Origin of the sequence: Donghicola tyrosinivorans, assembly GCF_003003355.1 — a bacterium.
Classification (GTDB): Bacteria; Pseudomonadota; Alphaproteobacteria; order Rhodobacterales; family Rhodobacteraceae; genus Donghicola; species Donghicola tyrosinivorans.
The window spans coordinates 108,667-122,934 of sequence record NZ_PVTQ01000008.1 but is presented as its reverse complement, the minus strand read 5'-3'; the positions used below and the strand labels follow the sequence as shown (position 1 = coordinate 122,934).

At 62.1% G+C, this 14,268-nt stretch carries 1 protein-coding gene (only partly in view); it reads left to right on the top strand.

All coding sequences use genetic code 11. The features are described from left to right. A protein-coding gene (locus CLV74_RS12720) for an Ig-like domain-containing protein (RefSeq protein WP_106265338.1) crosses the window boundary here: on the top strand, positions 1-14,268 show its final stretch. 41,871 nt of this gene lie to the left of the window's left edge; only the last 14,268 of its 56,139 coding nucleotides appear in the window; its start codon lies off the left edge, out of view; the stop codon is at positions 14,266-14,268.

Genomic DNA, 14,268 nt, shown 5'->3' with positions numbered 1-14,268 from the left:
CTGTTCACCATCACTTTCGGGGACAGCCTGGCGAACCGGAACGTGCAGCTTCTGCGGATCGACTCCAACCAGCTGACCGGCGTCAGCCCGCGGATCGTGACCACGCAGGAAGGCTCGGCGGAATCCACGCTGACGCGTACTGTCACATGGGATCGCGCTGCGGCTGGCACCTATGACAGCAGCAACCCCGATCCGGTGACCATCTCGCAGGTCACGCGCGGTTCGTCGACTGCCACGGCCCAACTCTTGGGTCAGGGCGAGGCCTATGACACCGTGGAACTGGTCAAGATCGTTGGCGGTACTGCCACCGTTCTGGGGACCACCACCGTTGGTGGCGCGGGTGATTACGGCTTTGTGCTGGATAACTACACCCTGACCGATGGCGAGATCCTGAAGGTGCGCAGCACCAACGATACCTCGAATATCTCGGCAGCAGTGACCTACAACGCTGCCGCTCCGATGATCGGGGTCGATGTTGTGGCTGGCGACGACATTGTCAGCGTCACCGAACTGGACAAGATCGTCGAACTGCGCGGTGTTGCGGGCTATGACGTGACTGAGGTCACCCTCAGTATGACCGGTTTGTCCAATGATATCACCGTCTCCACCACCCCCGGCACCACTGGCGAGATTCTGGCCGGTGAGGGTCAGATGGTCTGGCGGATCAAGCTGCCGCAATCGGCCTTCAGCACCCTGAGCAACGGGGCGCAAACCCTGTCGTTCACCGCGACCAACGGGACCGGCAGCACCGTGATTGACCGTGTTGTGACCTTCGCGACCACCGCACCCACCGCCGCGCCGCGCTTTGGTGCGACCGGCGCACAGGTGACCACGCTAGAGACCACCAATTCGCGTCCGGCCCTGACCGGCTATGACGCAGGTGCCAACGCGACGGTCGAGATCTACGATCAGGCCACCTACACCCTGATCGCCAGCGTGACCGCCGATGCCTCGGGTGACTGGAGCGTTGCCGAGAGCGATTACACCAAGGTTCTGAATGAAGGCGTCACCAACTTTGTCGCCATTGTGAAGGATGCAAACGGCAACTACGGCGCGTTGAATGCGGCGAACAAGATAGCGATCACCGTGGCTCTTGGCGGCGTCAATGCGCCCAAGATCGTGGGGATCGACAACAACACTGGTCGTCCCGATGACAATGTGACTTCGTCCAATGTGCCGGAGATCCGCGGCTTTGCCGATGCGGGCGCGACGGTGAACATCTATCTGGGCGATCCGGACTCGGAATCCGTCACGCCGACCCTGCTGGGGACCACCACAGCAGACGGCTTTGGCCAGTGGCATTACACCATGTCCAGCCCCACCAACGGCACGCTGACAGGTGGCGCCTATGTGGGCGGCACCTATGCGGATGGCACCTATCAGGTCACGGCCAAGGCTGTGATCGACGGGCTCAGCTCGGGCTATGCGGCCAAATTCGCGGTGACCGTAGACAGCAGCGTCTCGACCCCTGTGATCGAGGCTCTGGCCAGCCAATACGCCAACCCGCAGCCCGCGATCGCAGGCACCGCCGAGGCGGGCACGGTTGTGCGTCTTTACATGAAGCAAGGCAGCACCGAGGTGCTGTTGGGCGAGGCGATCGCTGTCGGCACACCGGGCGATACCTCGGCAACGCCGATGGGCGCGTGGCAGATCACTCCGTCGATCATGCTGCCGGATGGCACCAACACGATCTTTGCCAAGGCCGTGGATAGCGCAGGCAACATCAGTGCTGCCACCGCCGACACGGATCTGGTGATCAGTGCTGCCACCCCCGATCTGACCATGGGCCGACTGACCGGCGACAACATCCTGACCCTGACCGATCTGGACAACGGCGCCTATGCCAGCGGCTATGTGACACCGGGCTCGGCTGTGACCGTCTCGATTGCGGGCCGCGATATGCTGGCCACGGTTCAGGCCAATGGCCGCTGGTCCTACCAGCTGACCGAGAATGACTATGACGCGGTCGGCGTTGCCGACAGTGTGACCATCACCGCAACCGCCACCGGTGCCAACGGCACCACCACCTCGGCCAAGCAGGTCGTCCACTTCCGCACGGAAAAAACCGCCATTCCGGCGAACCCTGTGCTGGATGGCGGTCTGGTGAAAACCAGCGCGGGTCAGGCGGGCTCGGTCTTTGGTAAGGCGCAGATCAATGCGAATGCGCTGGTGATCAACTCGGCGCAGGACATCAATGTGCGTTCGAATGTGACCGCGGCGGATCTGACGGCAAGCGGCAACAGCATGTTCCTGTCGAACGCAGGCGCGCTAGAGCTGAACGCGGCGATGGCCTCGGGTGAAATGGCAATCCGTGCCGGTGGCACGATGGTCATCCATGAGGCGATCTTTACCTCGGATGTTTCGGGCAACGCGATGGAGTTCATGTCCGGTGACACCGGCATCTGGGACGGCGAAGAGGCTGCTCTGCGTCGCCGCTTGGCCAACCTTGGTCTGACTGAAACCCAGATCAACGACGCTATTGCAGAGCATAACTTTGTGCTGGACGGCGTGGATATGGGCCTGACGGGCGGCGTTCTGATCGACCTGATCAACGCAGGCACGCAAGGCGATGTGGTCATCAAGTCCTCGGGCGATGTGCGCGAGGTTCTGAAAGACGACGTGGGCGATATCCTGTTCGATCTGCCCCAATACGCACCCGGTCAGGCACTGGGTCCGCAGGGCACCGTCAACAAAGAGCTGTCCACCGATGTTTACGCCAAGAGCTTTACCGCCATTGGCCGCAACCACGCGACGACGGCCAGCGCCGCCGCTGTGACCGCCGTGTCGCAGCTGGAGTTCTCGGACGCGCTGATCGCTTCGGGCAACAATATCTCGCTGGATTGGGCGCAGATGCCCACGGCCACCACGCTGACCAACAGTTCGGCGGGCGTGCGCGATGGCGTTTACGCGCTGGCGGGCTATTTCAGCACCAAGGTGGATATCACCTTTGCCGATGGCCTGATTGATGTGGTGGGTCTGCACGTGGATGTGCCCACAACCGGCACAGGCAATGTGTCGCTGAACGCGAAAGAGGTCACCGTTGCAGGCACCATCCGTGCCGAAGACGCGATCTCCATCACCGGCGGCACCGATGGCGTGCTGATCAAAGAGGGGGCCTATCTGGCCTCGCAGACCGGCGATGCGATTTCGATCAGCACGGATGCGTCTGATATCACCATGCGTTCGGGCGCGCTGATCAAGACCACGGGCGCGGCCTCGCTGACCTCGACCTCGGGTGACATCACTCTGGGCCGTATCCTGTCGGCAAATCCCGCGCTGGATCTGACCGGCGGCGGCACCACCCCGACTTCGGGTTCGGTGACTGTCAGCACCGGTGGCCAGATTCTGGACGGCGACACCCGTTCGGTCGGCGGCGTTGAGGTCGCGAATATCGAGACCAACGGCACCATCAGCCTTTCGGCAGACGGTGGCATCGGCGCGGCAGGCAACGGCATTGTTGTGAAGTCGGATGTTGTGGACAGCCTCTCGGCGGGAACCGGCAATATCGTGGCGGACCTGCAATCGATGGCGGGAACCTCTGTCACCGTGAAGGGGCTGGACGCCAACAACGTGACCCTTGGCACCAACGCCGAGACACGGATCGGCGCCAGCTCTTCGGATGCGGGCTTTGATATCGCGGGCAACTTTGCCCTGAACGTTGCGTCGGGCAATGTGATCGACAACGCCGCGCTGGCGGTTGACGGCACCACCACGCTGAACGTGGCGGGCAATGTGACCATCGACAATGCAGCCACTGACCTGAACGGCGTGGTGGTGACGGCGGCGCAGAATGTCTCGATCGTGGATGCGGATGATATCAGCCTTTCGGGCACCATCACCGGCAACCTTGGCGTCGACGCCGAGGGCGCAATCTCGGTCGGGGCAACCACTGTTGGTGGCACCTTGACGCTAGACAGCGCAAGCACCCTGTCGGGCAATGGTCCGCTGGATGTGACCGGCACGTCGGCGCTGATCGCTTCGGGCGTGACGCTGGCGGGTCTGAACGACTTTGGCGGCGCTGTGGCCCTGACGGTCAACGGCGATACGGTTCTGAACGATGTAAACGGCCTGACAGTCAGCGGCACCAACACCGGCGCACTGACCCTGACGGCAGGCGGCGTGGCCGCGCTGGATACCCTGACCGTGGGCACCACCACCACTGCGGCGGCTCTGAGCGTCACCGCAGAAGGCGCGATCACCGATGTTGCGGGTCTGATCACCGTTCACGGCACCAGCACCCTGACCGCAGGTAGCGGCCAGAACATTACCCTGAACAACACAAACCACGTCTTTGACGGCGATGTACGGGCCGAGGGTGAGGATATCACCCTGACCGCAGCGGGCGATCTGGGTCTGACGGCGATTGCCGGCGGCTCGGTCACTGTGAACGCGTCGGGTGCGCTGCACCTCTTCGGGTCGGACATTGACGACAACCTGATCATCTACACCGCTGGCGCGGATGTGGGCGCGAACTCGGTCGGCGGCTACATGCTGCTGGATACCACCGGCACGGTGACATCGTCCGGCGCGCTAGAGATCGGCTTGCACTCGACCATCGTGGCGGCCGGTCAAACGGTCACGCTGGATAATGCGGGCAACGATTTCACCGGCGATATGCGGGTGACGTCTGCGGGCAACCTGACCATCACCGACAAGAACGCGCTGGAAATCTCGGGCACCGTTTCGGACAGCCTCAGCCTGACCACCGGCGGCGCGCTGACCCTTGGCGATCTGATCCTTGGGGCCTCTGGCACCAATGCGGCGACCCTCAGCATCACCGCTGGCGGCGATCTGGCCCAGAAATCGGGCAGCGATCTGACGATCTACGGCACCACTACCATTGATGGCGGTGAGAACGACGTGGATCTGGATGCGGCGACCAACGACTTCACCGGCGCTGTGTCGGTGGTCGATGCGGCCTCGCTTGATCTGACGGATGCCAATGATCTGGTTCTTGGCGCGATCGTGGTGAACGGCACTGAAACCACCGTTGAAATCGGGGGCGAGGATGTCACCGTTCCGGCCACCACCATCACCCTGACAGGCAACCTGACCCAAAGCACCGCTGCGGATGAAGGTCTGGACATCACCGGCGGTCTGAAGGTGGACCTGAACGGCGGCAGCCTGACCCTGAACAACGCCGAGAACGAGATTGACGGAGAGGTCTCGATCCTGGATGCGCAGAACGTGACCATCGCATCGGCCAAGCCGCTGCATCTGGTCTCGGCGGCGATTGCGGGTGATCTGAGCATCACTTCGGAAGGTCGCATCTACAACGAGGCAGGCTGGACCGTTGGCGGCACCACTGTGATCAACGCAGCGGGTCAGGACGTTGTTCTGCCTGCGGATCACAACTTCACCGGTGCGATCACTGTGATCGCCCGCAACCTGACGATCAACGATGTGGATGATATCCAATTCGCGGATCTGACCCTCAGCGGCAACCTGACTGTGACGTCGGGCGGCAACATTTCGGCAAGCGGTGTGGTCACCGTGAACGGACGCACCGATCTGACCGCAGGCGGCAACACCGCGACGATCACCATGTCGAACGCAGCCAACAACTTTGGCGGCTCGGTCAATGTGGCGGGTGTCGGCAATGTGGCGCTGACCGATGTGAACGCTATGGTTCTTGGCCAGCAGACTGTTGCGGGCAACCTCAGCATCACGGCAGGCGGCAATGTGACCGACAGCGGCGCTGTGGTGGTTGCGGGTACTACCCAGATCACCGCAACCGGCTATGACGTTGTTCTGGATGCGGCGGGCCATGACTTTACCGGCACTGTGTCGGTCACGGGCCGCAACAGCACCCTGCGCGATGAGACCGCGCTTACCCTTGGCACTGTCGATCTGTCGGGCACCATGGCGCTTTATGCGCAAGGTGACGTGTCGGGCGCAGGCGTGGTGACGGTTGATGGTACCTCGCTGATCAATGCGGGCGGCTATGACATCACGCTGGCCAACAGCGCGAACGACTTTGGCGGTCTGCTCAGCTTGCAGCGGGCGAACGACATTGTTCTGGCGGACACCAACGGTCTGGCCCTTAGTGGCCGTGCGACCGGCGGGGATGCGGATATGACCGTGACCGCAGGCGGCGCGCTGATCCTCAGCGATGGGGTTGCCTCTACCGGCAACATGACCCTGACTGCAGGGGGCGTCAGCTTTGGCGGGACCGTGGTCGAGGGCAACCTGACCGTCCAGTCCAGCGGCGTGGATATCGTCCAGCGTCAGAAGACCGTGGACGGCGCGCAGGTAGACACCATCCTGCGCGTGGCGGGCACCACCGATCTGACCGCAGCCAATGTGGTTCTGGATCACGTGAACGCCTTTGACGGGGCGGTCTCGCTGACCACCAGCGGCAATGTGCAGCTTGGGGCAGAGGGCGCGATCGACTTTGGCTCCTCGACCATCGGCGGCGATCTGACCGCGACCACCGTGAAGGGCATGACCCAGAGCGGCGCGGTTGCTGTCACCGGCGCAACCCGCCTGACCACCGAGTATGACGCCGATATCCTGCTGTCCAACGCGGGCAACGATTTCGGCGGTCTGGTCAGTGTTGTCTATGGCCGTGACGCTGTGATTGCCGATGCCTCGGCCCTGAGCATCACCGGCACCACCCTGCGCAACCTGACCGCAACTGCGGGCGGCGCGCTGAGTGTCGGCGCGATGGCCGTTGGTCAGAACCTGAGCCTCTCGGGGGCGTCGATCACCGACACTGGCGCGGATATTCTGGCCGTGGACGGGAATACCACTGTGGCGGCCACTGGCGCGATCACGCTGGACAACCTGCACCAGTTCGGCGGCACCGTGGGTGTGACCTCGGGCAGTGATCTGAGCCTGCGTGACACCAACGCGCTGGAACTGTCGGGCGTGGATATCACCGGTACGCTGACCCTGCGCGTTGACGGTGCGATCACCCAAAGCGCTGGCGCGTCCGTGCTGGTGGATGGCGCTGCGGATATCGCGACCACCGGCGGGGCCAATGTGACCCTGACTGGTGCTGCCAACGACTTTGGCGGTGTCTTGACCCTTGGCACCACTGGTGCGGTCAGTGTTACGGACGCCAACGCTCTGTCGGTTGACGGTGCGGTTGGTCAGACCCTCAGCCTGACGGCGGGCGGTCTGGTGACCTTCGGCGCAACCACTGTGGATGGCGCGGTTTCGGTCGCGACCACCGGCAGTATCGCGCAAAGCGGCACTGTGACCTTCAACAGCGCGGCGGCCCTGAGGGCTGGCGCGGCGGTCACGCTGGAAGACGCGGCGAACCAGTTCGCAGGCACCGTGACCCTGACCACCGGCGGCAACGCCAGCCTTGTGGATGTGGACACCATTGACGTGGACGGTCTGGTCGGCGGCGATCTGAGCATCCGCGCCGATGGCGTGGTTGGCTTGGGCGATCTGCGTGTGACCGGCGATCTGACGGTCGTGGCCCATGGCGACATCATGCAAAGCACTGCGGATGATGTGCTGTATGTGGGTGGTGACACCACTCTGACCGCGAACGATGGCACCACGGATTACGACATTACGCTGGCGAACCGCGTGTCCGATACCCAGTCGGTCAACGACTTTATCGGCAGCCTGCGGATCACCTCGGCGGCCTATGTGGATGTGCGTGCGCTGGATATCCTGCGGGTTGGTGTGAACTCGTCCACTGACGTGGACATCTACGCCGATGAGAAACTGTACCTGCTGGGGGCCAATGTGGCCGGTACGCTCAGCGCGGTCGGTAACTTTGACATGACCGGTGATATCACCGCGCAGTTCATCGATTTCTATTCGGACAGTTATCTGAATATGAACGGCTACGCGATCCGCGCGACTGCAACGGGCAGCGATGGCTATGTGAACGTCATTGCCGAAGGCGACATCACTCTGGGCCATATCGAGTCCCCGAACGGTGACATCTATGTGGAAAGTAAGACTGGCCGGATCACCGACGGTCTGCTGACCAGCGGCGGTGCCTCGAACACCCAGTGGAACATCAAGACCGCTGGTATCGTGTCGGTCGTCGCGAATGAGGGCAACCTGAACGCGATCCTCTGGTCGCCTCTCTATGAGGGCAACGCAGAGACCGCCGATGACACCCCCAACACCATCGACATCGCGGCCTTCAGCGTGAACCAGATGGAGGCACCCGATGGCGTGACCGTCACCGTGGGTCAGGGCGTCGAGAACATCGAGTTCACCGGCGATCTGAACGCCAAGCGCGATGTGGTCGTGAATCTGGGCAGCGCCAACTTTGTCATGGCCGAGGGCACAACCCTGTCGGCGGAAGGTGATATCAAGATCACCACCACCGGCTCGGTCACCCTGTCCAAGATGCTGGTCACCGATGGCAAGACCATCGACCTGCAAGTGGGCGGCAACCTTCTGGGTCTGACCAACGCCGATGGCAGCGCGAACCTCAAAGGCTCGACCATCCGTCTGGATGTGGGTGGCAGCATCGGTGCGTCCGATCAGGCCGTCACCATTGACGCGCAGACCGACGTGGCGGGCCAGAACGGCGAGATCCAATTCATCGCAACCCCAAGCGACGCCTATCTGGAGATCACCACCGAGAACAACGGCAGCAGCCGCCGCACGGTCGAGATTGGCACCGCCAGCGATGACTGGGTGATCGGTGATACGCTGGACGTGACAGCAACCCACGCGGATCTGGATATTCTGGGCAATATCTCGGCGGCCAGTGTTTCGATCACTGCCGAAGAGGGCGCTGTGACGATGACCGATGGCAAGACCATCACATCGGACGGGGATATCCTGCTAAGCGGCTCGGCGGGTCTGGCGGTGTCGAACATCATCGGTGACACCACCGCAGGTTCGACACAGGTCATCACCCTGCGCAGCGATCTGGGCAACATCTCGGAACTGACCGCGAACGAGAGTGCGAACATCATCACCGCTGGCGCGCTGGTGCTGGATGGTCAAAGTATCGCGGTTCTGGGTTCGGGCGATCTGGATGTGAACGTCGGGACGATGGACATCACCACCACCTCGGGCAACGCGGGTGTGGCGAACATTGAATCCCTCAGCAGCCAGACGGTTGTGAACGGCAGCAATGTGACCGGTATCCTGACCCTGACTGTGGATCAGGGCGACCTGACCCTTGCGGGCAATCTGTCCGCAGGTGGCATCATGTTCAACCTGGCTGACAGCTCGGCGCCCGATACCGCGCGTGACATCATCGTCAACGATGGCGTCACCCTGTCGTCGCTGGGTGCGGCAACCTTGCTGGCCACCGGCGATGTACTGCTTAGCGATATCAACGTGGCCACCGGCGATCTGACCATCGTGGCTGACGGCGTGGTCAATGATAACTCGGCTGGCAACGGCGCGAATGTGACCATGGGCACGGGCGAGCTGTCGATCTCGTCGAAGGCGATGGACCTGACCCTGAACGTGGGCAACATCAAGTCGCTGACCACCACCGAGACCGATACGTCGGCCACCCCGATCGACATTATCTCGGTCAACGGCAACACCCGTCTTGAGGATATCGCGACCAGTGGTCAGGCGATCTTCCAGCAGACGGCGGGCAACCTGACCCTGACGGGTTCGGTCTTTGCTGACGATCTGGACATGGATGTACTGGCGGGCAACCTTGCCCAAGAGCAGGCCGCGGCGATGACCATCACCAACGGCTTTGACCTGACCGCAAGCGGCAGCATGGCGCTGTCGTCGATCACCAGCCAAGAGGGCGATATCTCGATCACGGCAGGCGGTGCGCTGACTGATGCGTCGCCGACGCGCGAAACCTCGGTGATCACTACCAGCGCGACCGATGCCACCGTGACCATTCAGGCCAGCCGGATCGGTTCGGCCTCGGAGATCGGCGAAGTCGAGATCAAGTCGAGCCACGTGAGCAGCCTGACCGCAACAGCAGGCGGCATCTTCGTGGAACTGAAGAAGGGCGGCGATCTGGGGGCCACCACGGCCACCGGCGATATCGATATCACCCAGACTCTGGGCAGCCTGACCCTGACCGATGCGGTCACCTCTTCGGCGGGCTCGGTCGAGTTCACGACTGTGGGCGGCCTGACCATGGGTGCGGGATCGACGATCACCGCACGCGATGGCGCGGTTCTGGATGCACAGGGCGGCGATCTGAAGCTGACCTCGGTGACTGTCACCGGCCTTGGCCCCGACACAGCGGTCAGCAGCCTGTCGGCCAGCGGCGATATCCTTGATGTGATGCCTTGGGTTGATGGCCCCAGCCTTGCGGATGTGGATGGCTGGAACGTCAACGCGCAGGGTCTGCTAAGCCTGTCGGGCACCAACCTTGGTGCGGCCGATCAGCGTCTGAACATCCGTTCGGCGGATCTGTCCGATGTTTCGGCCAGCGGTCAGGTCTATATGGCCGCCGCAGGCACAGGCACCGGCACGGTGACTTTGGGTGGCGGCAGCGCGACCGAGGGTCTGTTCGACCTGAAACTGCTAAGTGACAGCCTGCTGATTGCCGGCTCGATCGAGGCAAGCACCGTTTCGCTGGTTGTCGATAACGGCACCATGACCATGGAAGACGGTATCCGCGTTGTGGCCTACCACGATATGGACCTGATCGCGGCGGGCGACATTGCCCTTAGCCAGATCCAGACCACCGACGGCACTATCACCATTGATGCGGGCGACGGTCAGATTCTGGACAACAGCGATGCCGAGACCTCGAACATCATCGGTCTGACCGACGATGCGCTGGCGATCATGCGGGGCGGCTCGATCGGTGAAAAGCGGATGGTGGACGGCCACAATGTGGGCGACGTGGATCTGAACATCGCCAAGGTCAGTGATCTGGAAGCAGGCGCGGGCGGCATCTATCTGGACAGCATCCGTGCGCTGGAGATTGGCGATGCCACCACCACGGGCGAGTTCGAGGTGCGCGTCACCACGGGCGATCTGACCCTCAGCGGTGACCAGACCGGTCTGCGGGCGATCCTTGAGGTCACTCAGGGCGGCGTGATCCAGCAAGATGGCGTGACCCTGACCACCACCGGCATTGCAGGCACCGCGCAAAGCGGCAACCTGACCGTGAACACCCTGCGGGATATCACCCTCTCGACCATGAAGGTACAGAACGGTGATGTGACCATGGTCAGCGAGCTTGGCGTGATCGAGGATGGCACTTTGGCCGACGCCGAAGACCGTGAAAACCTGATCATCCTGAACGGCCAGCTGGTCGAGATGAACGCCAAGTCCATCGGTACCAAGTATGAGGATGGCGATATCGACATCGATGCACTGGATATCGATGAGATGGTAGCCTTCGAAGGCGGTATCTTTGCGGGTCTGACGGGCCGCGACGGCGAACTGGCGAACATCGTCAGCGCCTCCGCGACCGCTGAAGATCAGGACATCGTCATCACCTCTGGCGACGGTATGCTGAAGGTTGAAACCGCGACTGCAGACGACGATCTGCGCATCGATATCGCGGGCGAAACCGGCGTGGATGCGTTGACCGTGGGCACTCTGCGGGCGGGCGGTGATCTGACCCTGCGCAGCGCAGCGGGCAACATCCTGCAAATCGCAGGCACCGATGTTCAGGCCAAGACCACCGGCGCGCTGACCACCTTGGGCGCAGGCGGCGATATCACTCTGACGGCGGCCACCAACGACTTTGCTGATCTGACCGTGGAAACCGGCGCGGATGTGCATGTGGTGGATGCCTCGGCGGTGAACCTGTTTGATGTGACCACCACCGGTGACTTCACGCTGGAGACCCAGCGCCAGATCGCCATGCAGGACAACACTGCAGTCCACTCGGGCGGCGATGTGACCCTGCGACTGGCGACCGGCAACCTGATCTCTGGTGCGGACCACGAAATCACTTCAGGCAACGATGTGAACGTGGATATCAACAGCGGCGACTGGACCGCGATCACCAGCAGCACCATCACCGCAGGCCGTGACGTTCTGGCGGATGTGGTGGGCAACATCGATCTGCGCGGCACCACCTCGGTCGAGGCAGGCCGGACCCTGAACTGGGTGGCCGACAATGCCATCGTCATGCAGGGCACTACCACGCTAGCGGCTGTGACGGGCGATCTGTCGCTGGTCAGCCGCGTGGCCGGTGAGATCACCATGTCCGGCACCTCGACCCTGACGTCGGGCGCAGACATGCTGATCGACGCGAAAGAGGGTGATCTGACGGTCTCTGACACCACGTCGATGCTGGCTGATCAGGGCGATCTGCAAATCACCCTGCGCGATGGTCAGCTGACGGCAACTGGCACCACCCAGATGGCCGGTGACGGCGTGGCGATTGATCTGCAAACGGCGGACCGCTCGGTCAGCCTCAGCGGTACCACCACGATCGCGGCGGATCAGACCGATCTGACCATGGATCTGGTGCAGGGCGATATCACGCTGGCGGGCAAGACCACGATGACCGCCAAGTCCGATGTGATCGCGATGATCGATCAGACCGGCGATATCAGCGCCAGCGGTGTGACCAAGATCACCGCCACGGACGACAACGTCATGCTGTCCACCCGGACCGGTGACATGTCGTTCCGCGACAAGACCACCATCACCTCGGGCACCGATACGGTGATGCTGATCGATCTGGGCAACCTGACCACGCGGGCGGCGACCACCGTGACCGCAGGTCAGGACATTCTGGCGACCTTGCTGGACGGTTATGTCAGCTTTAGCGACAAGACCACGCTGGATGCCGAGCGTAATGTGATCATCGCGGCCCGCAACGGCCTGACCGGCAGCGAACTGTCGGCCATGCACGGCGAAAACGTGAACGTCATCATTACCGAAGGTGCGGTGACGCTGCTGAACAGCGCGCTTGTGGATGCGGGCACCGATGCCTCGGTGCAGGTCACGACCGGCAATGTGGAGATGTACAACAACACCATCATGACCGCCGGTCACGATGCCAGCGTTGACGTACAGACCGGCGATGTCCTGATGAAGGACAATGCGGTAATCACCGCAGTCCATGATGTGGCTGTGGATGTGACCACCGGCGATGTGGCGCTGTCGAACAGCGCACTGGTGAACGCGGGCAATGACGCCAGCGTTCAGATCGGCCAAGGCGATCTGACCCTGATCGATGATGTGATCGTCCGCGCGCTCGACGACATCTCGGTCGATATTGACACCGGCACCGTCCAGATGCGTTCTGACGCGCTGATCAATGCGGGCGACGATGTGACGATGCTGATCGGTCAGGGCTATGTCCTGATGCAGGACGCCCGTACCCTGATCCGTGCGCAGGATGTGAAGATCACGGTCGAGACCGGCTTTGCCCGTCGTGGCGGCTCGATCTGGCTGGATCGCATCGAAGGGAGCCAGAGCGTCTGGCTGCGGGCACTGGATGGCCGCATCCTTGACAACACCAAGGCGCAGGACGTTGACCTGATCGTCACCAAGGTGATGGCGCTTGAGGCCAGCGATGGTATCGGCATCATTTGGGAAGACAACCTGAACACCGATGCCGACTACTTCACCGGCTTTAACAGCCGCTCGGGTGGTATCAACGTTCAGAACCGTACCGCGCTGACCATCGGCGATGCGGGTATCCTGAATGGCGCGCCCAAGGGTCTGGTGAACTACGGCGAAGAAGACATTGCCGTCGTCGCCCCCGGTGTGGTGTCGCACCTGCGGACCTTCTACGGGGTGGGCGACCGCTTCGCGAACGGCACGGTGGCGAACCTGCGCGGTCAGGGCATCTTCCTGGTTCACAACCTTGGCCAGCCCTACTTCTGGGAGCAGCTTGGCGATACCACCCGCGCCCGCATGTCGGCACAGATGGACCCGCCGGTGAACGTGGTCCTGCGCCATCTGCAGACCGAGGCCAAGGAACAGGCCAATCTGGAACGTCGTCTGCGCAACGCGGGCGAAACCTCCAGCACCACCGAGCTTGGCCGGATGAACAGCTTTAACGTGGAAGAGGATGCCTTCAGCAAACTCTCCGATCGTCTGAGCAAATTCCGGAACAGCGAAGAAATCCGCTCGATCCGCAAATCGCGCGAGATCCTGAACATCGCGGTTGTGGATGCTTCCGAAGGTGGTCAGGGCGATCTGTACGATCCGTTCTCGCTTGAGGCGCCGGCAGCGGAAATCCTTGGCCGCGCGAATATGATGGATGGAACGGACTTGAATTCGGTTGATCTGGATTCGCCGCTTCTACCTCAGATTGAAAAATTGGAAGAAAATGGCGCTGGACATGAAGAGGGTCTTGAACAACGTCCTGTTCTGCAATCTGCTCTGGAATTGGCGGATGACAATTTGGACGCACCGCTGATTGCCGCCGAATGA